Annotated in this window: 17 protein-coding genes; 10 read left to right on the plus strand and 7 right to left on the minus strand. The window is 48.4% G+C overall.

Features of this window, described 5'->3' with window-relative positions:
- Nucleotides 1-52: 52 nt before the first annotated feature.
- Together QUA80_RS13725 and QUA80_RS13730 are read right to left on the minus strand one after the other, a co-directional pair.
- Entirely contained in the window at nucleotides 53-1,783 is a 1,731-nt protein-coding gene (locus QUA80_RS13725; protein ID WP_333425295.1) for an NAD(P)H-quinone oxidoreductase subunit 4, read from the minus strand.
- Nucleotides 1,784-2,180: 397 nt separating this feature from the next.
- On the minus strand, nucleotides 2,181-3,110 hold the full coding sequence (locus tag QUA80_RS13730; protein WP_333425297.1) for an ADP-ribosylglycohydrolase family protein: 930 nt from the start codon (nucleotides 3,108-3,110) through the stop codon (nucleotides 2,181-2,183).
- A 288-nt stretch (nucleotides 3,111-3,398) separates the two neighbouring features.
- Here QUA80_RS13730 and minC point away from each other — a divergent pair, with 288 nt between their 5' ends.
- The 3 genes from minC (at nucleotide 3,399) to minE (ending at nucleotide 5,923) form a co-directional block, all read left to right on the plus strand.
- Nucleotides 3,399-4,202 (plus strand): septum site-determining protein MinC, encoded by an 804-nt coding sequence (gene minC, locus QUA80_RS13735; protein WP_333425298.1) that lies wholly within the window; start codon nucleotides 3,399-3,401, stop codon nucleotides 4,200-4,202.
- Nucleotides 4,203-4,552: 350 nt separating this feature from the next.
- A complete protein-coding gene (gene minD / locus QUA80_RS13740; RefSeq protein WP_333425300.1) occupies nucleotides 4,553-5,359 on the plus strand; it encodes a septum site-determining protein MinD in 807 nt (268 codons plus the stop codon).
- 204 nt (nucleotides 5,360-5,563) lie between these two features.
- On the plus strand, nucleotides 5,564-5,923 hold the full coding sequence (gene minE, locus QUA80_RS13745) for a cell division topological specificity factor MinE (RefSeq protein WP_333425302.1): 360 nt from the start codon (nucleotides 5,564-5,566) through the stop codon (nucleotides 5,921-5,923).
- Between the two features lie 336 nt (nucleotides 5,924-6,259).
- On the opposite strand, the gene QUA80_RS13750 is transcribed toward minE, so the two are convergent.
- A complete protein-coding gene (locus QUA80_RS13750) occupies nucleotides 6,260-7,429 on the minus strand; it encodes a DUF58 domain-containing protein (RefSeq protein WP_333425303.1) in 1,170 nt (389 codons plus the stop codon).
- Between the two features lie 282 nt (nucleotides 7,430-7,711).
- Between QUA80_RS13750 and QUA80_RS13755 the strand changes: the two genes are divergently transcribed.
- From QUA80_RS13755 to QUA80_RS13770, 4 genes are all read left to right on the plus strand, one after another.
- The gene (locus QUA80_RS13755; RefSeq protein WP_333425305.1) at nucleotides 7,712-8,974 is read left to right on the plus strand and encodes a PilT/PilU family type 4a pilus ATPase; all 1,263 of its coding nucleotides are present in this window, start codon (nucleotides 7,712-7,714) and stop codon (nucleotides 8,972-8,974) included.
- A gap of 572 nt (nucleotides 8,975-9,546) precedes the next feature.
- Nucleotides 9,547-11,178 carry a polysaccharide biosynthesis protein gene (locus QUA80_RS13760; protein ID WP_333425307.1) on the plus strand — a complete coding sequence of 544 codons (1,632 nt, stop codon included), beginning with the start codon at nucleotides 9,547-9,549 and terminating at the stop codon, nucleotides 11,176-11,178.
- Between the two features lie 668 nt (nucleotides 11,179-11,846).
- Nucleotides 11,847-13,052: a glycosyltransferase family 2 protein gene (locus QUA80_RS13765; protein WP_333425309.1), complete on the plus strand. Its 1,206-nt coding sequence runs from the start codon at nucleotides 11,847-11,849 to the stop codon at nucleotides 13,050-13,052.
- A gap of 528 nt (nucleotides 13,053-13,580) precedes the next feature.
- Entirely contained in the window at nucleotides 13,581-13,775 is a 195-nt protein-coding gene (locus QUA80_RS13770) for a hypothetical protein (RefSeq protein ID WP_333425311.1), read from the plus strand.
- A 192-nt stretch (nucleotides 13,776-13,967) separates the two neighbouring features.
- On the opposite strand, the gene QUA80_RS13775 is transcribed toward QUA80_RS13770, so the two are convergent.
- From QUA80_RS13775 to QUA80_RS13785, 3 genes are all read right to left on the minus strand, one after another.
- Nucleotides 13,968-14,522, minus strand: a complete 555-nt coding sequence (locus tag QUA80_RS13775) for an NYN domain-containing protein (RefSeq protein ID WP_333425313.1) — start codon at nucleotides 14,520-14,522, stop codon at nucleotides 13,968-13,970.
- Between the two features lie 193 nt (nucleotides 14,523-14,715).
- Nucleotides 14,716-15,576 (minus strand): glutamate racemase, encoded by an 861-nt coding sequence (murI, locus tag QUA80_RS13780; RefSeq protein WP_333425315.1) that lies wholly within the window; start codon nucleotides 15,574-15,576, stop codon nucleotides 14,716-14,718.
- A 145-nt stretch (nucleotides 15,577-15,721) separates the two neighbouring features.
- Nucleotides 15,722-17,512, minus strand: coding sequence for an N-acetylmuramoyl-L-alanine amidase (locus tag QUA80_RS13785; RefSeq protein ID WP_333425317.1), 1,791 nt, complete (start codon nucleotides 17,510-17,512; stop codon nucleotides 15,722-15,724).
- Between QUA80_RS13785 and QUA80_RS13790 the strand changes: the two genes are divergently transcribed.
- Nucleotides 17,501-17,671, plus strand: coding sequence for a hypothetical protein (locus QUA80_RS13790; protein WP_333425319.1), 171 nt, complete (start codon nucleotides 17,501-17,503; stop codon nucleotides 17,669-17,671). The two genes, QUA80_RS13785 and QUA80_RS13790, sit on opposite strands and share 12 nt — an antisense overlap.
- 1,253 nt (nucleotides 17,672-18,924) lie before the next feature.
- On the opposite strand, the gene QUA80_RS13795 is transcribed toward QUA80_RS13790, so the two are convergent.
- The gene (locus QUA80_RS13795) at nucleotides 18,925-19,947 is read right to left on the minus strand and encodes an alpha/beta fold hydrolase (RefSeq protein ID WP_333425321.1); all 1,023 of its coding nucleotides are present in this window, start codon (nucleotides 19,945-19,947) and stop codon (nucleotides 18,925-18,927) included.
- 416 nt (nucleotides 19,948-20,363) lie between these two features.
- On the opposite strand from QUA80_RS13795, the gene infC reads away from it, so the two are divergent.
- Both infC and QUA80_RS13805 read left to right on the plus strand, forming a co-directional pair.
- Entirely contained in the window at nucleotides 20,364-20,900 is a 537-nt protein-coding gene (infC, locus tag QUA80_RS13800) for a translation initiation factor IF-3 (protein WP_006635262.1), read from the plus strand.
- Between the two features lie 261 nt (nucleotides 20,901-21,161).
- Nucleotides 21,162-24,203, plus strand: coding sequence for a HEAT repeat domain-containing protein (locus QUA80_RS13805; protein ID WP_333425323.1), 3,042 nt, complete (start codon nucleotides 21,162-21,164; stop codon nucleotides 24,201-24,203).
- Nucleotides 24,204-24,278: the final 75 nt, after the last annotated feature.

Here is a 24,278-nt window from a genome sequence, read left to right on the forward strand (position 1 = left end):
CCTTTGACAAAAGCGATCGCCCAATTTTCAACACAAACAGAATTCGATAAAATTATTTGACAATTCCAAAAAGGGATGCAGATTCAGACCCTGTAATTTTGCCCAAAGTCGGAGCTTTTTGAGCTTGGGCAATTTTGGGAACCAAAAATCCCTTCGCATAAATCTGAGGATTGTCCTGAGCGATTTGGATGTAAGATTGGCGGACTGTGGCATTCACCGCCACAGTTTTCGCGTCGTAGACTTGCATCGCCATTTTGGGATAAAAACCAATGCCGACAATCGGTATCAAAAAGCAAAATGCGATCGCCACTTCCCGAGGTTTAGCATCAATAAACGGTGCATCACCAGGCAAAACGCAACTATTACCAAAACAAACCGCTTCATCCAGATTGTTTCTCTGATTCTGCAAATTTAGATCCTCAAGGTCGCAAGCCGCCAGTCTCCCGCAGTTGTAAAATAATTGTCGCAGCATCGAGAGCAAATAAATCGGCGTCAAAATCAGTCCCACTGCCGCCAGGAACACTGTCACCGCGCGGAAAGAACCGCTGTACATATCGCTAGTTGCGACGCCGACAAACACTGACAATTCGCTAGCAAAACCGCTCATTCCGGGGAGTGCCAAGGATGCCATCGCGCCTGCGGTAAACAAGGCAAACACTTTCGGCATGACTTTTCCAATCTCGCCCATCTCGTCCATGATCATTGTATGGGTGCGATCGTAAGTAACGCCAGCCAGGAAAAACAATACTGAGGCGATTAAACCGTGGGAAATCATTTGCAACAGCGCCCCGTTGATTCCCAAATCCGTGAAGGAAGCAATACCCAACAACACGAATCCCATGTGAGAAATCGACGAATTCGCTAAGCGGCGCTTCATGTTTGATTGGCCGAAGGAATTCAGCGCGCCGTAGATAATATTGACTACGCCGAGCACCGCCATAATCGGTGCAAAGTAAACGTGTGCTTGGGGAAGAAGTTCCAAATTCAGCCGAATGAGTCCGTATCCGCCCATTTTCAGCAATACGCCGGCCAGAATCATCGACACGGGAGAAGATGCTTCACCGTGGGCATCCGGTAGCCAAGTGTGGAAGGGGAAAATCGCCAGTTTCACACCGAAGGCAATTAACAATCCCGCATAAAGCAGTAATTCTAAACCCAGTGGGTAGTCCTTCAAGCCTAGTTCTACCATGTCGAAGGTGGGGGTGCCTCCGCCGTAGAATGCCATTGCTAAGGCAGCTATCAAAATAAAGATGGAAGCGCCTGCGGTGTAAATCAAGAATTTGGTAGCTGCGTAGCGGCGGTTTTGTCCGCCCCAAATCGAGATTAGCAGGTACACCGGAATTAGTTCTAGTTCCCAGACAATGAACAGCAGCATGATGTCTTGGGCGACGAACACTCCTATCTGTGCGGAGTACATCACCAGCATTAAGAAGTAGAAGAGTCTCGGCTTGCGATCGACTTCCCATGCAGCAAAAATAGATAGCGTCGTCACCAATCCCGCCAACAGTACCAGCGGAACTGACAGTCCGTCAACGGAAACAGACCAGTTGAAGCCTAAAGAAGGTATCCAGGAATATTGTTCTACGATTTGGAAACTAGAGATACTCGGATCGTAATGAGTCCAAAACACCCAGCACATTAATACAAAATCTGCAATACCTACGCCTAGCGCATACCAGCGGACGGTTTTGCCGTCTGTATCGGGCAGAAAAGGGATTGCGAGGGAAGCTAGCAGGGGTAGGATGACAATTGCGGTCAGCCAAGGAAATTGATCCGCTATCATGATAGTGAGAATAAATACTTAGTTGGAAGTTACCAAGATTATAATACTAAATTTAATCAAAAATTAAGATTTGTAAATAAATCTTTTTTTTTTTGAAATCTGCGGAGTAAATCCGCTAAACACAACTTGCTGCAAAAGTCAAGAAGTTTTGCAGTTATGAGTCAGGAGTCAATCGATTTTAGATTTTAGATTTTAGATTTTAGATTGACTTGCGCGAGATAAATGCTCTTTCTTGAGGATTTTCGATTTTCGATTTGGGATTGATTCCACGGATCGATCGCGTGGCGGGTACCATCTAGGAATTCTTGGTCAGGAGTCATGAGTCGCAGTTTAGCGGTTGACAATTACCGATGACCGATTACTCTGTTGCCATGCAGTGCAAAAGTGTGGTAAACATTCAGCTCGATCGCGATAAAGTCAAGAGCCGATCGGCAAAAGATGCAATTAAAGGGAGATACGCCAATTGCGATCGCCATTTTTCCGGTATTCCCCCCTCCCCGTAAAAAGCCCCCGCCAACTGTCCGTAAACCGCACCAGTAGTATCCGCGTCGTCGCCCAAATTCACAGCCAACAAACAGCCTTCGGCAAAAGAAGAACTGTTGTAAAACGCCCAAAGTGCCGCCTCCAAAGACTTGACAACATAACCCGTACCTTTAATTTCAGGAGGTTGTCGCAATTTAAAAGAACCCGCCGCAATCTCATCAATCTCTGCTACCAGCGGATTTGCTGCCCAATAGCCAGAAATCGGACAATATCTTTCCGAAAGCAACACATCTTTAGCAACCCCATTCACAGCCCCCGCAATTAAAGCACCAAAATAGCGGCAAGCATCCACACAAGTAGCAGCACCGTGAGTAGTTCGAGAACTTTCTCCCGATTTTTCTATTACTTCTAAAGGATTTTTAGCATAAAACAAAGGCACCGGAGCCAAGCGCATAATCGAACCATTTCCAGCCGTCCCAGCATCCGTAGAACCGCAGAAAGGTTTTCCTGTATTTTTAAACTCCCAAAGTGCTTGTTGAACCGTATTGCCAATATCAAAACATTCACCCGTACTGCTCAAATGTCCGTCTCGCTGCCACTTCAAATATGTTTCTAACTGATGGACTGGATCGAAACCTTGTTTCTCAATCAAACTTTGAGCCAAACAAAGCGCCATCGAAGTATCATCAGTCCACTCGCCCGGTTGCAGTCGAAACGGGCCGCCGCCAACCATATCGTTAATAGGCGCAAACGTTCCGGGGGGATGGAACTCTAAACTTGTTCCCAAAGCATCGCCAACTGCTAAACCTAGAAGACTGCCGCGATAACGTTCTATTTGTTGCATATAGTAATTAGGAATTGGTCATGGGGAATTGGTAATGGGTAATGGGGAATTGGTAATGGGTAATTCAGGATTTATGCACCGATCGAAGAAACCGGGTTTTTTACCGAATTTGCGGGTTGCAACGAAGTATTTTTGTAAAAAAACCCGGTTTCTAGACCCCCATGCGTAAGTCCGATAATTCTCTAAAGTGCGTGCGGAGTGTCCTGGTAATGACGAATGACTAATGACTAATGACCACTCAGGCTAATATTGATGTTAACCTGTCCCTACCAGAGATCAAACTGTCCCATGACACCCGATGCCTCCGCCGCAGCCGCTGCTGCCGCCCCTCAATTAACACCCGAAGTCAGCTTAGAGTTGCAAGTCCGACTCAAGACAGAAGATGGACAGCTACTGTTGCTACTCCCCCCAGAAACCAACAGCGAACCCGCAACAGCTTCCGCCTCGACTTGGACTGAACTTTGGCAGCAGCTAAAAGTCAGGCTGAATGCAGGAGAACGCTTTTGGCAGCCAAACGCAGAAGTACAATTGATGGGGAGCGATCGACTTTTAGATATCCGCCAACTGCAATCCATCGCCGATGCCCTCTCCGAAGTGGAACTGCAACTCAAACGAGTCCACACCAGCCGCCGCCAAACCGCCGTAGCAGCAGCAACGGCAGGTTATTGTGTAGAACAGCAGCCTCCGGTTTCTCCCCTGAATAAAGCCGCAGCCGAAAAACCGCAATCGCTGGCGGAACCTTTATATTTGCAGATGACAGTGCGATCGGGCGTAGAAATTCGGCATCCAGGTACGATCGTACTTTTGGGAGACGTAAATCCCGGCGGTTCAGTCATCGCCGGAGGCGATATCCTAGTTTGGGGCCGTTTGCGAGGTGTCGTGCACGCCGGTGCCGGTGGCAACACCAAAAGTGTGATTATGACCTTGCAGATGGAACCGATGGTGATTAGGATTGCTAAGTATGTTGCCAGAGGTCCAGAAACCTCACCCGCTCAGTTTTTCCCGGAAGTCGCCTACGTGACGCCTCAGGGGATTAGGATCGGCAGAGCCTCTGATTTTGACAAATCGCAGTTAATCGGGGGTAATGAATAATGGGTAATTGGTTATGGGGAATGGGTAATTAGTCATTTGTGATGGGTAATTAGTAATGGTAATTAGTAATACTATTTCTCTTTCAAGCCTGCACTTGATAATTTGGGTAGGGGCTAAGCTTGTCACTAAAGGACGATGTAAAATTTAAGTGCAGATTCAGAGAAAATCGGTAGAACAAGAAGAGTTAGTTATTAGGTGTGAATGTTGAGTTAATTCACTGAATAACAGATTGCTGCTAAATTACCAAAGAATAATTCCTAATTCTCAACCAACAATAAAATCGATTGCCCATTACCAATTACCCCTTGCCAATTCTCAATTCCCAGTTACCAATAAATCTAAAATCGCTTATGGCTCGCATTATTGTTGTTACATCAGGGAAAGGCGGGGTAGGAAAAACCACCTCCACAGCTAATCTCGGCATGGCTTTAGCTAAGCGGGGGCGCAACGTTGCCGTAATTGATGCCGATTTCGGTCTCAGAAATTTAGACTTGCTGCTGGGCTTAGAAAACCGCATTGTTTACACGGCATTAGAAGTTCTCGCAGGAGAGTGCCGGTTAGAGCAAGCTTTGGTGAAAGATAAGCGGCAGCCGCGCTTGGTGCTGTTGCCGGCTGCACAAACTCGGATGAAAGATGCCATCAGCGCCGAGCAAATGAAGCAGCTTGTGGGGATGTTGGGAGCAAAATACGACTATATTTTGATCGACTCTCCTGCTGGAATTGAACAAGGTTTTCAAAATGCGATCGCCCCGGCTCAAGAAGGCATCATTGTTACCACTCCCGAAATCGCTGCTGTCCGCGATGCCGATCGAGTCATCGGCCTGCTGGAAGCCAACAACGTCAAGAAAATCAACCTGATCGTCAACCGGATCAGACCCGCAATGGTGCTGGCAAATGATATGATGTCGGTGCAAGACGTGCGGGAAATCCTCGCCATTTCGCTGTTAGGCGTCGTTCCCGACGACGAGCGCGTCATCGTTTCCACCAACCGAGGCGAACCATTAGTATTGTCGGAAACGACCTCTTTAGCTGGAACTGCCTTCGACAACATTGCCCGCCGCTTAGAAGGCGAAAAAGTTGAATTTCTAGATCTCAATCCCCGTCGGGAAAACTTCTTTACTCGCCTCCGCAAGTTCTTAAACACTAAAATTATGTGATGTGCTGATTGGCGATCGGTTTTCAACCGCAGCAAGTGCATCACAAAAAACTGGCCGAGATTTTCCCCGAGTGATACCAGTTTCTCCAAAAAAATGAAACTGTATGTCAACTCCAAACTCTTAGGGAATTAGTGATTCCCCAATCGAAAATCGAAAATCGCATGACGTTTTCTATGCCTAACCCTTGACAAACCAGCCCGACCCATGATACACACACTTCTCGAACGACTTTTCCCGCGCACCCCTGACAACAGCCGCGACGAGGTAAAACGTCGCCTAAAACTGGTTCTAGCTCACGATCGCTCTGAACTCAGCCCAGAAATGGTTGAGTCGATGCGCCGAGAAATTCTAGAGGTGGTATCTCGTTACGTGGAAATCGATACCACCGGGTCTGAGTTCTCGCTGGAGAGCGACCAGCGGGCCACCGCACTAATTGCCAATCTTCCGATCCGGCGAGTCAGGCTCGAACATCCACCGGAGAAGGTTCCCCAGAATGTGCCCCCGAATCGACCCGAATATGTACCGGAGTATGTAGTCGAAACTCTCCCCGAAACGAGAGATTAACAGGAATTGAGATTTTATTGTCAGGCAAGGAGTTCGATCGAGCCGATCGCCATTTAAATTAAACTATCTCTCTAGAATTAAAATATTGTGGTGGGCACTCTTAGCCGGCCCAAAATATGTGATGACAAAGGGGAAAACCTTCTGATATCTGAAAACTCATGAAGTCAATCTTCTAGGAGTTAAGCATGGGGCCGCAGAAACCGGCTTTCTTACGAAAAGACGCCTTGTAAGACGCAGATTTGGTGGTAAAAAACCCGGTTTCGAGGAGTCGTAGTCCGTAAGTGCTGTCTTCATCACTACTCGCTCTTTCCAGAAGAGCTTGCCTCCCGGACTATCTTAATAACTAATCGCTCTTTCCAGAGTATCTTGTAACTGAAGTTCTAACGGTCGGTCAGGGCGAATTTTCAAACCAGGTAAATCGTGTTTGACTAAAGTTTTTTCGCCGGTTTCAGCAGTTGCCGACGGCCAGAGTACCCAGCGGCTGCCTGGGGAAAGAGTGCTTAAAGTTGCAGAGTTTTGAGTCAGCCAAATTATCGGCAGTTCCGGCCGATTCTCAACCGCATCTTCCCCAGCATTAACCGCCGCTAAAGTTTCCAAAACTACGCGGTTCCCCGAGACGAGTCCTGTCCCGGCCGTCCAAAGTTTGACGTTTAACAGGCGCTTGCTAGCATAGAAGTACAGGGATGCAGCTACAGTCACGGCTCGTTCAAATTCTTCTGGCTGCCACGCCGCAGCGCTGTCGAGAGCAATAATAATTTCTTGACCGCCTGCTGCAACTTCTAACTCTCTCACCCGCAGTTCTCCGTAGCGGGCGCTGGTGCGCCAGTGAATCAGGCGGGTGGGGTCTCCGTGGCGGTAATGTCTGAGGTTGCGGGTGAGACCTTCGGTAGCAGTTTGCGATCGAGTGCGATTGTAAAATTGCGGGCTGTCTTCTTGACCGATGCGATCGATCAAAGGGCAAGTGCTCAACGGCAAAACCTGCGGATAGACAACCGCCACCGCTTTGACTGGGCGACTGCGCCGGCACCAAAACAACCCTAAAGGCGCTGCCGTCCTCAAGTTTACCTCTTGCCAGCGATAGACGCCCCGCTGCCGGACTTCCAGGTAGTATGTATGCACGTGCATACTCTCAGGCTCTATGACCTCGATCGGGCGCACAATCGGTTCTCCGAGTACAAACGGCAAGATGTCTACCACTTGCAACAAAGTCTTAGGTTCGCGGGCCCGATTTTCGATTTCTAGTTCGACGGTGATTCGATCGCCCGCACTCACCGGTTCGATGGGGCGGCGGCGGACTTCCAAGGCGCGAAGCGATTTTGCTGGCAAAACCGCTGCTACTCCCAACAGCGCCAAACCCCCACCGCTGAGCACGTACAGCCATCCAGACATTGTATTAGTCGCCGACCCAAAAAAGAAAACCGTCATCCCCAAGAGCAGCCAGCCCGCGTAGGCGGGGGTAACAGCGCGATTTTCGAGCCAGTCGGCAATTTTGTGACCGATGTTCATAGGAGTTTAAATTGTTAATTACTCGATCGCCCCATCAAGCCTAATTGTAAAATATTCTCAGCATTTAGCACCGAATTAGCTGCGAGCCATTAGATTAGAAATCGGGCATTTTTTCGCAATAAATCTACATTGACCTCGCCCAAAAACGGATACAAGCCCCCGACACTGAGTCAGGCTCGATACCCAAATTTTAGACTCTAGTTCATGCTCCCAGATTAATCTCTGGAGTAAATCTAAAATCTAAAATCTAAAATCTAAAATAGACTGACTGGAGAGCAAAAAATGAACCCATTAAACAATCCTACACCCCTTCAACCAGAGGCTCAAGCCCGCCGACGAACACCGCCGCCGCCGCCGCCCTTGGCTGTAACACCCGCGCCTCCTGCGCCCCCAGTCCAGCAGCGGCCAGTCGAGACACCCGTCAGCACGATCGAACAAATGGTCAGAGATGCCCATAGCGCCTCGGCTTCCGACATTCACATTCGAGTCGGCCAAGTACCTCGATTTCGGATTCGGGGCGTCATGCAAGTAGCAACTAACCACCCCAAAGTAACGCCAGAAATTTTTGAAAATTACCTAGCCGAAATTCTCACCCCCGAACAGCGAAAACAGTTTGCAACTACCAAGGAATTAGATTCAGCAATTTTTTACCCTGGTTTTGTGCGGTGTCGGCTAAACTGTTTTGATTCCCTCAGCGGCGGTGCCATTGTATTGCGGTTGATTAGTTTGGAAATACCTACTATCGATTCCTTGAGGTTGCCAGAAGTTTTCAAAAATATCATTTTGCGATCGCAGGGATTAATATTGGTTACAGGACCGACCGGTTCGGGGAAATCGACAACCGTAGCTGCGATGATCGACCACCTCAACCAGATGGAGCAGAAGCACGTAGTTACAATTGAAGACCCGATCGAATTCATTCACCCTTCTAAAAAATGCTTGGTCAGCCAGCGGGAAGTCGGCTTGCATACCCACGAGTTTCAGCAGGCTTTGCGGGCTGTTTTGCGGGAAGATCCAGATGTAATTCTGATTGGGGAAATGCGCGATCGCGTTACCATCAATACAGCATTGCAAGCAGCTCAAACTGGTCACTTAGTATTGGGAACTCTCCACACTCGCAGCGCCATTAACGCTATTAATCGGTTGTTGAACCTCTATCCGCCCGAGGAACAACAGGCGATGCGGATTCAAATTTGCGATTCTCTAGTAGCGGTAATTGCCCAACTTTTGCTGCCCACAGTTGACAACCGTCGGGTAGCAGTTCACGATATTTTGATAAATACACCTGCCATGCACGATTACTTGATGAAAGGTGCTGATGATGAAGCTTTCCGATTAATGGAACACGATACTTACGAAGGAATGCAGATTATCAACCAGGGTCTTTACAAACTGGTGCTTGAAGGCAGAGTGACGATCGAAGAAGCGGCCAAAACTTCTCCCGAACCCAGCGATTTAGACCGCCGCTTGCGGACCGGAGGCTACGATGTTGGGGACGCTCGCGGCTTTGAAGGCAGCAAAAAAGAACGCACTGTTCGCGCCTAGTAGCAGCACACATACAGGGGTAGCCACAGCACTACCCCACCCATCCAGCAGCAATCTTTTGAGCAGACGCAAATATTGGCATTATTATGCGTATTATTACTTAAACCTTTTAGTTTGTTTAGTAGCAAAAAATACATTTTTAAAATTAATAAAATGCTATTATCAATCTCAAGTATATTGTTAAGTTTTTTAAACACCGACCCTACTTTACATTAACTTTAAAATTGCGTGAAAACTCGCAGGTGATTACAAAGAAATGGTAAAGATCTGTTCTGAGTATTGCCAACAGTCAGCAACTTAAGTTTATAGTTGTAGAGACAAATTTTGGACAGAGAAGGTTCCGACTTTGCCGATCGCAAAAGTAAGCAGGTAAAAAAGCGCTTAATAAAACTACAAGTAGGCTTAAAACAAGTAATTAGTAGCAGAGCCGATCGCCTATCTTTCCGATTAAGTAGCTTTCAGTCTAAAAAATCCTAAATCCAGACAGGCTTTTCAAGATTCTGTCCATCAAAAATCTGTTTAACAATTTTGAATCAGCAACCGCATTCCTAGAAATTAAAGGAGACCAAAAAGTGAAGAGTGCATTTAACCCCTCAGAAATGTTTGAAGGTGCCAGCAAAGCAGAAATCATCGATCGCATCCAGCAGCTAGTTCCCCCGGGTTCCCCAGAACCGCAAGATCCTAAAATCCTCGCGGCATTACAAACTCTCACCGCACAGCTAATCGCAGCTTATCAAGCCGACGGACAATTAGAAAGCGAACCATTTAGCGACGTGCGGGGTCGCACCATTCACCTATACAAATCCGCAGTCAGTAGCAAAATCAAAGGAAAAAGCATCCTCATCACCGGTGGAGAAGGATGTGTGGGCAGTTTCTTAATCGAAAAACTCCTCGAACTAGGCGCAACGAAAATCATTTCCGCAGACAGCGCCCGATGTCAAAACCCCGAAGAAAATCTCCCGCTTTTTACCAGAGAAGGTGCGGTAACTTTCTATGCCGCCGACATTCGCAACTTCCAGGCGCTCAAACACATATTTGAGGTAGAAAAACCAGAAATAGTTTTTCACCTAGCAGCCCAACGCCAACCCGGACTAGCTGAAATCAAAATCAGAGAAACAGTTACAACCAGCCTGTTAGGATGTAAACACATCATCCAACTCTGCGAAGAATACGGCATAGAACACTGCGTATTCTCTTCCACAGGCAAAACATCTCGATATTTTACAACCGAAGTTTACGCCGCCTCGAAGAAGTTTGCCGAATGGCAATTTGCCAAAGCAGCTCAAGAAGGAGATGTCACTTACGGGATGGTTCGCTTTACTCATATGTTGGAAAATAGCTTGTTCTGCGAGCAAATGTCCAAAAAAGTACAGCAAGGTAAAACTGTCAACGTTCACGCTCCCCACCGCTACGTAACCGCTCAAAATCTTGTCGAAGCCGTACATTTATTGCTGAATTCGTTGGTTGTATCCGTTCCCGGAAAACTGAAATTTGTCGCCGTGAGCAATCTCGGGTGGCCGACAGAAACCTTGGAAGTAGCCCTTTATAAAATTCTTGAATCAGGCAAAAACCTGCCGATTTATTTTCAAGGACTTTTGCCGGGATATGAAGAACCGTTTTTCCTTGGACAGTTTGACTGGAAAAAGCCTACAGACATTCACCTGCTAATTAATGTGTTGGAAGATCCTTTTAGAATTGTTGATGATGCTGGCGACATGGTGACTGTAGAATTAGCTCCTTTTTCTTTGCGCGTGTTAGATAAACAAGTGTCGAAGCTGGAAAGCTTAATCGGCGATCTAGATTTCCCGGAAGTGCAAATCAAGCACGCTCTTGTCGCAGCGGAAAAAGAAGTGATTGCTTCCTCTTTTGCGTGGAGTTCCCCCGCAGACTTGTTGAAGATTTTGCAGTGGGGAATCCATCCGAAAAAATTGCAAGGTTACGGAACGGAAATCGCTGACTACAGGGAGATTATCGAGCTCATCCTGCAAGGAATATACGGGCGGCTTAACCAAGAAGTCTTGAACACTGCTGGAGTTACTGCTGATGAATTTGATGACTTAGTTGAGAGTCTTTCTACGCTGGATTCTATTCAAGCAGAAGTGGGATATTTGCGATCGGTGTCGAGATATATCAGAGAATTTGCGCCCCCCGCACAGTTCACCACCAAAAAATCTGAACCTTTTGCTATCCCCGATGCAGCGTAGCTTGAACGTAGTTTTGAGTTTGGAGATGGCTTCCTGAATGCCCACCCACAGGGGATGAATGAGTTATATCAATTCCGGTTGCACGAGCGAAATGATTGTTGACTGTAGAAGGAGGGGTCGAAAAACTGAATGGTTGAGTGTTAACTGTTGACTCGATTTTATGATTCCTATGCAACCGGATTTGATGTTAAACATCGATTAAGTGTTTAGTTGATTGAAAATAGAACACCCAGAAACCTGGTTTCTTTTAGAAACCGGGTTTCTCCAGTTTGGGCTTCTTTGAGGTTTAATTAAATTGAGTGACTTAACATTGTCATAAGTGACATGATATGATATTACAGCGTATTCCAGGTTTATGAAGTAGGAACACGGCGCCGTGCCGTGTCCCTACGGCGGGATAGATCGATAGGCGGGTGTCCTTCATAAACGTGGAATCGGCTGTATTTGCGATCGCACAACCGCAATCAAATTAATTTGTAGTGAAGACGCCAGTCCTAGTAGTTTTATGAGGACTTAAGTCTTTACAACAAAGGTGATAACGGTGATTTTTTCAGGGCATGATACGATCGTACTTTAGATAGCTTTGTGCATTGAGTTAACCAAGGTGTAATTAGATTAAATAAACTCAATGAACCCCACGAATCAAATTAAATTAAGGTACTAGAATTGTGGAAATTAATCAGCTACTGTTCCTATTGATTGATGTTGTGCTATGGGCGATCGCCCTGATCCTTCTCATTCCCGTTGCAGTTCTATTTCTAGAATGCAGTGCAGCTTTCTTCTCCGGCTTCGGGTCTACAGCAGAAACTAATGCGCCCCGCCCCAAAGTAGCAGTTTTAATTCCTGCCTACAACGAAGCAGCAGGAATTGCCGCCACCATCTCCACCATATTGCCGCAGCTAACACCTCAAGACCGCCTGTTAGTGATTGCTGACAACTGCACGGACGCCACGGCAGAAATCGCCCGCAACTGCGGTGCAAGTGCGATCGAGCGACAAGACACACAACGCAAGGGCAAAGGATACGCACTGGATTTCGGCTTGCGGTCGATCGAATCCGACCCCCCCGAAGTAGTCATCATGGTTGACGCAGACTGCATCTGTCAGCCAGACTCTATAGAAAAATTAGCCCGGGTTGCAGTTGCCGAACAAAGACCAGTGCAAGCAACTTATCTCATGGAACAACCACCAAATCCTACTCCTAAAGATTCCATTTCTGCTTTAGCATTTCTAGTAAAAAACTTAGTTCGTCCCAGTGGGTTAAAACAGTTAGGATTACCATCATTACTAACAGGTACTGGCATGGCTTTTCCCTGGTCGATTATTCGATCGGTTTCCCTAGCTAGCAGCAATATTGTTGAAGATATGCAGATGAGTTTGGATTTGGCGATCGCCGGACACCCAACAGTATTCTGCCCCGAAGCAAACGTCACCGGGTGTTTGCCGCAGCAGCAGCAAGCAGCTAAAAGTCAAAGAACCAGATGGGAACACGGTCACATACAGACATTGTTAACTCAAACTCCCCGGCTGACAGCAGCTTCAGTCGAGCAAAAACGTTTTGACTTATTGGCGATCGCCCTCGACTTATCCGTCCCTCCCCTATCGCTGTTAGTAGCTATCTGGCTAGCTGCTTTTGCAGCATCCATACTAGCAACAATTATCGGAACATCCCCGATTCCTGCGATATTGTTAGCTGTACAAGGACTGCTAATTTTAGTTTCAATTGTCAGCGCTTGGGCAAAATTCGGGCGTGCCGATATTTCCGGCGCAACTCTTTTATCCGTACCTTTTTACATCCTGTGGAAAATCCCTTTATATCTGGGTTTTCTCCTGAAGCGGCAAACCAAATGGGTGCGGACAGAACGCGATGTTTAGTATTCGGTAGTATTCGGTAAGGTGCGTCAGCCAGATAGTTGAGTCAACTCGAAAATATAGTTGTTGACGCACCTTACGATGAATAAACTGATAAGCAAAAAACTATATATTTAGTATTTGTATGATGCCTCAGGTTGGAAAATCAGATGGGTTATCTTTGTCAGCAGCAGTAGGCTGTCGTAAAGAGACTGAAATCCGTAGGAATTATATTTTGAAGTATTTCTCTAAAGCTAGCCCAATGAACAAGCTGATATATGATTGCATTTCTGCACTCTAAATAATCCTGTATAACAATTCTCGTGCAACAGACTCACGAACGTCGCTGGTTATGAGTTCCAGGTTATTAGTAGCCGCTGAATCGGAATGTTATTTCGCCAGCGCAACAAACACAAAAAATCTGAAGCTGGAAAATTCCAACTTCAGACTTTTACTAACTCCCCGGGTAGGATTTGAACCTACGACCAATCGGTTACACTTATCCCAACGTTTCCGAAGGGGGCGGACTATTTCATCATCCCTACAAATCATGTGTGCGATCTGTCGTCGGATGTCGGGCGCTCTGAGATTTATTGGTTAGGCTCCTCATCTCTAGTCTCTGCACCTTTCCGGCTACTTGCGATCGCAACCGCTGCCTTTCGCCAGACTTGGCTCAAGATTGCCGCCACCCGAAGTGCTGCGGTTTCCTTGAATTCACCCGATTTTTCAGTACCCGTTACCGGATAGAGCTGCTATGTCACTAGGGCTTTTGGTTGATGCCAAAGGCTTGCATTCATTACAGCCGACCGCTCTGCCACTGAGCTACCGAGGATTGGGGGTTTTTGTTACCCACAATTACTAACAATAGCTGAACTTACTCGATTTGGCAAGGCCTTTGATAAACTTTTTTTTTGTCAGACAGCGAGCGGGTTTCAGCAGCTAATGCAGGCCCATTCTCAACTTGGCGAGGCGCTGCTGGGATTCCGGATCGAGGGAACTGGCGAGAAAGCGACTGGAATTTTGTTTGCGGGATTTGTGCCGGCGCTCGCTGCGGCGGGCGGTGGATTCTACGTCAGCCGCTAGTTGTTCGGCGGACATCCATTCGGCACCGTAGCCGACTACGGTCAATTGCTGCGCTCGGTCTGAGGTGGCGACTATCATGCGGCATTTGCCTTTGACCGATCGCAACTCGTAGCGCAAACTAGCACAAGATTTTTCAATATAGGTATCTGCTGTCTGACCGAAGTCAGTGTAGTGCACTGATAAATTTTTAGTAATAATTTCTTTAACGCCGGGAGTATCTCGATAGTGCGCGTCAAACACCAGTCGAGCCTCAAAATCTTGAACGGCGCTGTAGTTAACCAAAACCTCAATCAACTCGCGGCGAGCTGTTTCGAGTTCGTCGCGATCGCGCTTCTCTCGAAGTCGAGGCCAAAGTCCAATTATGTTATAGCCGTCTACAAGTAAAACTGCTTGCGATACGTAGGGTGACATGGTTCAAGGCTGAATAGCTCCAGCGCGTATAGGACATTATTTGCATTGTTTATCAAAGCTTTTGTTGCATTTTATTACAAATTGATGTGTTATTGCTAGCTTCGATCGCAATAATTAAACCCCCCAAAGCCAGCTTTACCTGGGTTTTGGGGGGTTAGATTTGCTCTATCAAACAACCGATAAATTTGCGGGATTATTCTGCAGATTCCAGCGATACAGGCGATGGCTTACGCCCCGCTTCGCTACGTACAACTGTCGGCAGGGATATTTTCTCAACAGCAGGAGTACAACCCAGCCACTGCACCGACAACTGGGCAAACTGCTGCGGAGGGCCGCTCACGCAAAAACGAGTCGGCAGCGCACTACCAGAATTCCGCAGCCCCAAAACCTCCAACTCTCTAGCAGCAGCAGCCACCACCCGCACCGCAGGATCGATCGCAGTCACCCCAGCAGGCAAAAGCGATCGCAGCACCGGAGCCAACAGCGGATAATGAGTGCAGCCATAAATCAGCGTATCGATGCGCTGCTGAATCAAAGGAGCCAAATATTCGCGAGCCACCTCACAAGTATAAGGGTCGTGAATCCGGTTTTGCTCCACCAGCGGCACAAAAGCCGGACAGCTAACCTGCCACACCCGACAAGAATCGTCCATCTCCAAAATCGCATTTCGATAAGCATTGCTAGCAGCCGTAGCAGGAGTTGCGATGACCCCGATCCGCTTGCCTTGCTGCACCGCAGCCTGCGCCCCCGGCAGAATTACTCCCAGCACCGGAACATCAAATTCAGCCTGCACCATCTCCATCGCCAAAGCAGAACTGGTGTTGCAGGCCATAATCACCATTTTCACATCCTGTTCCACCAACCAGGTCATAATTTCGCGGACAAACTCCACAATTTCCGACGCTGCGCGAGTGCCGTAAGGCAGCCTTGCCGTATCACCAAAATAAAGTATCGATTCGTTGGGCAATTGTCGGTACAACTGGGTCAAAACAGTCAAACCCCCCACGCCGCTGTCAAAAATACCGATTCTTTGTTGTCCAGAGTCTGTTGTCATTTGTTAATTGTCAATAGTCGGTTGTCACTTGGCATTGGGCAGTGGTTTGTTGGCAGCGGTCAGTTGTCAGTTGCTAGCAATAACAAATAACAAACAACCAATTACCCATTACCAATTACCCATTACCAATCCCTGCGGCAATATATTATCTTTGTTGAAGATAAAGCAAAATGCCGCGAGCGATCGAAGCCGCCATTTGACTGCGGTAAGCTGGGTCAGAAAGCCTAGCAGCATCCTCAGCACCCGTCACAAAACCCACCTCCAGCAAAACAGAAGGCATAGAAGTCTTCCTCAAAACATAAAATCGCGCCTGCCGAACTCGGCGGTCAGTCGCCCCCGTCCCCTCCAAAATACTGGCGTGAATCACCCTCGCCAAATCTTGACCGTTATTGAAATAATAAGTCTCAATCCCACTGATATCCGGCCGACTCATATTAATCGCATTAGCGTGAATGCTGACAAACAAAGTAGCATTCACCCGTTCCGCCAAAGAAACTCGGGGTTCCAGGTCGATTTCGCTGTCGTCAGTCCGAGTCATCACCGCCTGCACCCCCTGCTGTTCCAGCAGCCGCGCCACCTGAAAAGAGATATCTAAAACAATCTCTTTCTCCTGAATGCCTTGAATGCCCACTGCCCCCGGATCGCGGCCACCGTGGCCCGGATCGATCGCTACGACGGCGCGGCGGTTAGAAGCTTGGGGCAAATCCTCAGTTCCGAAAGTCCTTCTCGGCAAAGGTTGCAGGCTGGGAGTGCGAGTCGCAGACGGCTGCGCGCTAGCATTCGATCGCAACTGCAAAGACAGCAACTGCGGACTCGGCCTCGTCACCCTGCCTACCTGTACCCCCGATCGCGGCTGCACCCAAATCACCACAGTCTCCGCGTCTTCTTGGCTGGCAGTAAACGATACAGGACTGTTGGCATCGAGCTGAGGAATTTGCCCCGCCAGGGAACTAGAGGCGATCCTGATCCAGTAAGCTCTCGACCCCTGATCCCACCCGCTGGTATAGGAGACTTGGCGGTCAGTTCTCACCACCAGTTGCGTGCCGTTACTGGCTAAATCTATTGACTGAACTCTCGCCAAACTACCTTGTGCTTGTCTCGCCGGGGGATCTACAGCCAGGCGGCGGGAAACCGACGGCTGTCTTACACTTCCAGGCAATAGCACAACCCCGCCCAAATTGCTCACAGACGCCCGCCACTGAGCATTAGAATTCTTCATCCGCAAAGTCACGCGGGTAACGGGCGGGTCTGTTGGCAGTTGCCGGACTTCAATCTTGTCAACCCCGTGCTTGCCGTTCGTTTGAGGCTGTTGGCTGCTCAGACCAGGAGCTAAAGTAGCTCCTTCTATATCGAGGGTGGCAATGTCCCCGGCCCGACTTTGTTCAAAATTAATTTGGGGCCTGCCGCCCGCCGTCCCGACTAAAAAACCGTCCGCCGTCACCTGAACGTTCTGAACTACAGTCGCCTCTACCGACTGAGCTTGGCGTGCTGAAGGTTGAACCGATAACCTTTCTCCCCCAGGCTCTGAAATCGAATTTTCCGTTCCTCCCCGCACCGGCGTTGGCAAATCCACCGTCCACTCGCTCGCAGAAATCCCCCGGAATTTTACTTGTTCAGGGTCTAGAGTAAACCCGTCTCTGATCTCGACCACAATTCTGGTGGTATCGTTGTCAAACTGCCCTACCCGTACCGATTCGATCGCCCCTGAGAGCGGTTTGCTGACCGACGGACGACCCAGACTCGTCCCCGGCAAGTCGATTACCAACCGCGTCGGGTTGAAAATCAGTTGAGCCTTGGGTTGTACTCCCCCGTCTGTTGTAATGTAAAGCCGGTTCTCTGAAGCATCAAACCGCCAAGATTGCAGTCTAGCTGCTTCGGCGGCTCCGGCGAGCAAAAATACACTTAAGAAACTCGGTAGTAGCCAGTGGAATTTCACGACAGTTTTTTCCTCGTTTGCGTTACTGCCAAAAGCTGGAAAGGCACTGCTTGCCCGATCGGCTTTCAGCAGTTAGCCGCCAGCAGACCGGGGGCTGGGAGCCGTCAGTTGTTGGCTAAATTGACTTTTTTATGCGTTAACAGGCTCCGAAATGCCTGATTGTGGCATTTTTGAACTTTCCCGTATAGTTGGGGGCGATCGGTTGTAAGCTGACTGAAAGATTGTTGGCACAAGGTAAGGTATTTATTTTTAGGAGCAAGAAACAAGGTGTTTCTTGAAGCTATAAGGTACAAGTTAGAATCTAGAATTTTACCGTTTTTCAAGAGAGGGGTTTCATAGCTCTTTAATATTCGCGAAGCTTGTTGCGGCAACGGTTATAATCCGCTTTACATTTGTGTTTTGTTCTAACTTTTCCTAAACTACCTCGATAACTTAACAACTTACCTCGGGAACAATCCGGATTTCCAAGATTTAGGTAACTTTTCAATGCCGCCAAATTTTAGTTCCAGACCAAATGGCATATTCTTTGGGAAAAGCCTTTTTGCTGACAGCTTGAGAGTTAAATACAACTACATAGCGCCCCTGCTCTCTTTTTTTCGGGATTGTTTAGTCAGGCATTTTCGGTGCTGCTTAAAACTTAGTTGGGCCATCGCGATCGCGCCCGCCAATTTGACACTATGATAGCTAGTCCATGTTTTCAGCAGTAACCGGAGAGTTTTGTGTGTTACTTTGGCGGGTAATGCTTTGTCATTTACACTCTTTTTGAGTGCACGATCGACAGCCAGAGCATTGGTTGGTTGACCTGAGAAAAAGTTTTGACCGTCGGTAGATCTAGTTATGGCAGTTGGAGAGTTTTTTCGATCGCAAAGACAATCGATCGGCTTGTGGGTAAAACCTGTGATTTGGTTTGATGACTTGCCTTTCGACTAACTGCATAACAGGGATGTGTACTACCAGTTAGAGAAGATACACTATCTTGGTGATTGTGTCAATCTCTGACTTGCTCAAACAGCAACCATCAATAACAGTAGATAAATGACATCACAGAAAGACGGAGACTTGCTTTCTAGCAGGAGTCGCCCACAGCAAAAAAGTTTTTAGGTTAGTTCAAGCCTCCAGATAGCGGTTGTGGAGTCAATCTCGAACCTCAAATCGACTGACTCTCAAGAGAGGGAATTTTTGTAATCTAGCAACCGCCCTGACGGTTAGGACATTCTTAATTGCTGAAACATAAGCGGTCGATTGCGCCTTCCCCCGGACTTCTTTTTACCCGGTCAGCTTCGCAGCTACAGCCTTCAACATCTGCTATACCGTACTACTGGGTGCGATCGAGTTCTAGCAACTTTATTTTTGAGCCAGATCGATACCCGCAAGTTATTTTTTCCATTAGCAACGCACCGCCCCGTGTCCGATCAACAGCGCTGCAATTTGCTCTTGCCCGCAGGTACAAAATTCCGCTTCATCCAGTTCAAAATTGCTTGATTTACTTGTTCGGGGCATTCATCCTGGGGACAGTGGCCCGCATTATCTAATTCAACTAGCTCTACATAATTGGGATTGCATTCGACAAATTGGTGGGGTCGGGCGAACCGAGGGGGAACCATCCGGTCTTGTTTGCCCCAAATTAACAGCATCGGGATTGTTAAATTTCGCATTACTCTCTTGACACTGGGGCAAAACTGTGAACTGCCCACAGCTTTAAATAAAGCGCAGAAGGCGCGGGCCGCTCCCCGATCGCCCGCAGGCCCTGCTAGAATTTCTACTAATTCGTCGGTGACAGCTTCGGGGTTGGAGTAGGCAAAGCCAACCCAGCGGCGGACAAAGGAAGGCTTGCGGGCAAAATAAAACAAAGGCCTGAGTACGATCGGGGAAACAAACAAACTTTCTACAGCTTCGATTGCCGGCAGCAGCCATCCGGGCACCGCCTCGGCTCGCACAGAGGGGTCTGGGAGGCTAATCATCACCGTGCCGGCCACCATGTCCGGGTGAGCCGCCGCTGCCGCCAGACAAATCAGCGAGCCGATCGAGTTTCCTGCCAAGACTACCGGCTCTCTGATAAAAGTCTGCCAAAAATCATAAACTTGATCTACCCACAAAGACACCGAGTAGTTGACCGGAGCTTTTTGGGAAGCGCCAAACCCCAACAAATCCAAAGCGTAAACCGTGTGGTTTTCGGCAAGGAAAGCGAGATTTTGCCGCCAGTGCCCGATCGAAGCTCCAAAACCGTGCAGTAAAATAATCGGCGTTCCCGATGAGGCCGGGGCAATTGCCTCGGCCTTAGAATCTTGAAATTTAATCGCCGCCTGATGGGCAGCCCTATCAGGCCGCAAATAACTGTAGCGAGTTTGCCAACCCCGCCACACCCAGTCTCGTTGAGTTCCCACCCGTTGGTGCCACAGCAGAGAATTTGTCAATTGTGCCTCAGCTCGCAACATAAATTTACACTTGCTTATACATATTCTACAAGGCAAATCAGGTGACTTGGGGGACTTGCCAGACCCGGCTTGATGGGGTAGGAAAAGCCTTTTTACCTCATCGTTAACCTTTTACCGTGAATTTTTGACGGTTTTGTCATCAATTTGGCCTGGGGGCGGGCGATCGTGTGTGAAGTTAAAATAAAACTAGGCAGAAACTCAGCCAGACTGAGTAGAATAGCAAGTATTGTAAGACTTCATTTACGATCGTCCAAATATTCCCCAAAGATGAATCTGAGGGGAGAGAGGGCGCGGTACTACGTCCGGTAAGGGTAACATCTTACAAAACAGTTCGATCGTCCAACTGAAATATTGGCCCTTCAAAGCTGTAACTATCAAGAAGCTTCGCTATTAAACTACTGCTTGTAAAACCATTCATGCCTGTGATTGAAAGAAGACAAAATCGCAATCTACCTCAGATCAACGAAAACATTCGATACCCCAAAATCCGGGTAATCGATACCGACGGCGCGCAACTAGGGATATTGACGCCTGCAGAAGCGCTGCGCCTGGCAGAAGAAAAAGAACTCGACCTGGTACTTGTCAGCGACAAAGCTGACCCACCCGTATGCCGGGTAATGGACTACGGGAAGTACAAATTCGAGCAGGAAAAGAAAGCGCGAGAAGCAAAACGGAAGCAGCACACTGCCGACGTGAAGGAAGTGAAGATGCGCTACAAAATTGAAGAACACGACTACCAAGTGCGCCTCAAACTAGCAGACCGCTTTATCAAATCTGGGGACAAAGTAAAAGCCACGATCATGTTCAGAGGTCGGGAAATCCAACACAGCAACCTAGCAGAGGACTTGCTCAAGCGCATGGCCACAGATTTGCAGGAAATCGCAGAAGTGCAGCAAGCCCCGAAAAAAGAAGGACGGAGTATGATGATGCTGCTGTCGCCCAAGAAAGTATAAAAAGATAGTCATTAGTCATGAGTCATCAGTCAATAGTAATAGACTGGTGACGGTGGACTAATGACCCCGCCCAAAAACGGATAGAAGTTTCCGACTTTTGTCGTGGAGGGCAAAAAATTTTAGACCCTAGTTCGAGCTCCTAGATTCGTCTGTGGAGTAAATCTAAAATCTAAAATCTAAAATCGACCGACTGGCGATCGCTCCCCTGCCGGATATCGGTGAAAGGCTACCACAAATGGGGATATTAACGCACTCTTAAGCATGGAAAATTTTCAAATCAGCGCTTGGGCGGGAGCAGGACAAAGAGTGCTACGGTCGCTGAACTTGCGATCGGAAGAAGTAGAGCGAACCGTACTGATGTTCCTCGTCTACACTCTAACCTCGGTCGGGCTGATCTGGCTGGAACTGAGCACAGTAGGTCTGTTTTTAGACGAGTACGGTGCAGACAAAATGCCCTTTATCTACATAGCCAGCGCCTTTATCGGTTCTGGCTTGGGATTTGTCTACTCGTGGCTGCAAAAAATCCTGCCGCTGAGGCGCACCGTCGTAGTTGTTCTGGGAATGATGTCGGTACCGCTATTTTTGTTTCGATTCGGCATCGGCTACGAAAATACTAAGATAGCTGGCATCAGCATCGCTTTTATTACTATTTTTTTGATGTGGCTGTGGGTGGAAGCTTGCTACGTCCTCAACGACCTCAACACTTCCATCACTTCCAACCAACTGTTTAACATTAGAGAAATCAAGCGCACCTATCCGCTAGTCAGCAGCGGCTATCTAGTGGCTGGAGTAGTCAGCGGGTTTTCTCTGCCTGTTTTGCTGTACTTAGTCGGACTCAAAAACGTTACCCTCATATCGGGGTTGATGGTGGCGACAGGCTCCGTTTTACTTTACTACCTCACGGAAAAATACCGCCAAGCATTCCCGGAAACGGCTCACTGGACGGATGACGACGAAGACGACCAAGAAGAATTTACCGCCCGCAAAGTTACAGGCCCGCTCCAAAAATACGCCGTACCTCTAGTCAGTTTCTTCGTCCTCGCAGAAGTCCTCTACGTCCTGGTAGATTTCCAATTCTACAGCCAGCTAGAATACCAAAACCCGGGGGACGGAGCTAGCTGGATCGCTAGCTTCCTGGGCATTTACGAAGGCATACAAGGCCTGTTTCAAGTGGCGACTCAGTGGTTCGCTTCGAGCCGGTTGGTGGAAAGAATCGGTGTATTCGTGACGGCGATGATTTTGCCGGCGGGTATCGCTATACTCGGGGTGCTGACCATAGGAGCATCCCTCGGCCAGCTAGTATCTGTGTTCATCGGGCTGATACTGCTGAGATTTTTAGACGAACTGCTGCACTACACGCTGTTGGAAACCGTTAGCCCGGTTTTATTTCAACCGATTCCAGACAATATTCGATCGGGCATTCAAACTCTGGTCAACGGTGTAGGCGAACCTTTGTCCTGCGGAGCTACAGGGGTCGGCATCCTGATTATGCTGTGGGTGACGCAGAAGATACTCCCCCAGCAAGAGGAAAAGGCATTTCACGACCAGCAAAGCTTGATATTTATTGGCGCGATCGTCATATTGGCGCTGTTGTGGGTGTTTGTGGTCTGGCTGATCCGGTCTCAATACGTGGGTTTGTTGGTCAAAAGTGCTGAACGGGGGCGCTTGGGGGTCACTGACGTTGACCTCAAAGCTCTCAAGCGCGCAGTGGTGGAAACTTTGGAACAGCCGGGGGGCGAAGATGAAAAGCGCTCTTGCATTGAACTCCTGACGCAAATTGACCCCAAAAATGTCGGAGAAGTTCTGGCCCCTCTCCTCGATTCGCTGCCGGCGGTTTTGCAGCGCCAGAGCTTGGAAACTATGCTGCAACACCCGAGCCCCGCATACTTAGATGCTGTCCGCGCGCTTTCGCGGCAATCCTTGCCCCCCGAGGTGCTGGCCTTGGCTTTGCGCTACATCTGGCTGACGGAAGCTGAACCGAATATCGACAGCTTGCGGCCTTACTTGCAGCCGACGGTCGATCCGGTAGTGCGGGGTACGGCGGCTGCTTTAATTATGAGAAGGGGCGATCGCCAGCAAAAGGCAGAGGCTACTAATACGCTGCGGCAAATGCTGACGCACAAGCAAGAGCGGGAACGTGTTATGGGGACGCGGGCTCTGGGAGAAGCTGATTATTTGCAAGGACTGCGGCTGCACATCCCCAATCTGTTGCAAGATGAATCTCTGCGAGTGCGCCGCGCTCTGTTAGACGTGATTTCGTCTACTCATTCGGAAGAATATTATCCTTCGCTGCTGCGCGGACTCGGTTACAAATCGACTAGAGAAGCGGCTTTGCAGGCTATAGTCAAGCTTCACAACGATGCGATTCCTTTGCTCGTGCATTTGGCTGAGGATATCCACAAGTCGGATTTGATCAGGTTGCAAGCTTGGACGGCTCTGGGTCAAATTGGGACTGTGGAGGCGATAGACATTTTGGTGAGCAATTTAATGACGGCTTGGGGCACGACGAGGCGCAATATCCTCCGCATCCTGTTGAAAATGCCTTCAGAAGCGGGGATAGAAGGGGTTCTAGACCGGATCGGCCGCAGCGGCTTGGAAACTCTTATCGAACAGGAGTTAATGTTTATCGGTCAAATTTATGCAGGTCTGGTAGATTTGTCTGGATTAACAATCTACGGCAATTTCTCAGAGCCAGATGCCAACAGCGCCGGGAAACCTGCGAACGATACGGCTCAATTGTTGCAGCGGGCTCTGTCGGGATTGGAAGCTGATGCTAGGGAGCGGTGTTTTTTGCTGATGAAGTTTCTTTATCCGCTGGAAACCATACAAGCCGCTGCTTTCAACATCGCTTCGGGCCAACCTTCTTTGGTTGCTAGGGGATTGGAAATTCTCGATAATACTGTGGATATAGCTAGGAAGCGATCGCTGATCAATTTGTTGGATCAGCACTCGGAAAGAGAAAAATTGAGCAATCTCTCCGAATTGATGGTTTACAAACCTCTAGCCCCTAGCGATCGTTTGCGCCGCTTGCTAGAATTGCGCCACTTCCTTTCGGATTGGGCTTTGGCCTGCTGCTTTCACTTGGCGAGGGAAGCGCGCTGGAGCCTTACGGCTCAACAAACTCTCGTTTGTCTGCAGCACCCGACAGGTTTTGTCCGCGAAGCAGTGTTAGCCTATTTGAAAATAGCTTCGCCGCGGGCTTTGGTCGAATTGTTGCCCAGGCTGCAAAATGACCCCGATAATTTGGTATCAGCTCAAGTTGAAGAGATGATGGCAGAGTTGGGTGCTGGGGGAAAAAGGTAAAGAAGGAAGAAGGAAGAAGGAAGAAGGAATAGGGAAAAGGAAGAAGGAACAAAAATAAACTATCCGCAATGCCCT

Source organism: Microcoleus sp. F4-D5 (genome assembly GCF_036704885.1).
In the GTDB taxonomy this organism is placed as follows: Bacteria; Cyanobacteriota; Cyanobacteriia; order Cyanobacteriales; family Microcoleaceae; genus Microcoleus.

Bases quoted from the DNA above. Each gene is read 5' to 3' on its own strand.
- infC (WP_006635262.1), top strand. From the start codon at position 20,364: ATGCCTGTGATTGAAAGAAGACAAAATCGCAATCTACCTCAGATCAAC.
- QUA80_RS13755 (WP_333425305.1), top strand. From the start codon at position 7,712: ATGAACCCATTAAACAATCCTACACCCCTTCAACCAGAGGCTCAAGCC.
- minC (WP_333425298.1), top strand. From the start codon at position 3,399: ATGACACCCGATGCCTCCGCCGCAGCCGCTGCTGCCGCCCCTCAATTA.
- QUA80_RS13775 (WP_333425313.1), bottom strand. From the start codon at position 14,522: ATGTCACCCTACGTATCGCAAGCAGTTTTACTTGTAGACGGCTATAAC.
- QUA80_RS13730 (WP_333425297.1), bottom strand. From the start codon at position 3,110: ATGCAACAAATAGAACGTTATCGCGGCAGTCTTCTAGGTTTAGCAGTT.
- QUA80_RS13725 (WP_333425295.1), bottom strand. From the start codon at position 1,783: ATGATAGCGGATCAATTTCCTTGGCTGACCGCAATTGTCATCCTACCC.
- murI (WP_333425315.1), bottom strand. From the start codon at position 15,576: ATGACAACAGACTCTGGACAACAAAGAATCGGTATTTTTGACAGCGGC.
- QUA80_RS13750 (WP_333425303.1), bottom strand. From the start codon at position 7,429: ATGAACATCGGTCACAAAATTGCCGACTGGCTCGAAAATCGCGCTGTT.
- minD (WP_333425300.1), top strand. From the start codon at position 4,553: ATGGCTCGCATTATTGTTGTTACATCAGGGAAAGGCGGGGTAGGAAAA.
- QUA80_RS13805 (WP_333425323.1), top strand. From the start codon at position 21,162: ATGGAAAATTTTCAAATCAGCGCTTGGGCGGGAGCAGGACAAAGAGTG.
- minE (WP_333425302.1), top strand. From the start codon at position 5,564: ATGATACACACACTTCTCGAACGACTTTTCCCGCGCACCCCTGACAAC.
- QUA80_RS13795 (WP_333425321.1), bottom strand. From the start codon at position 19,947: ATGTTGCGAGCTGAGGCACAATTGACAAATTCTCTGCTGTGGCACCAA.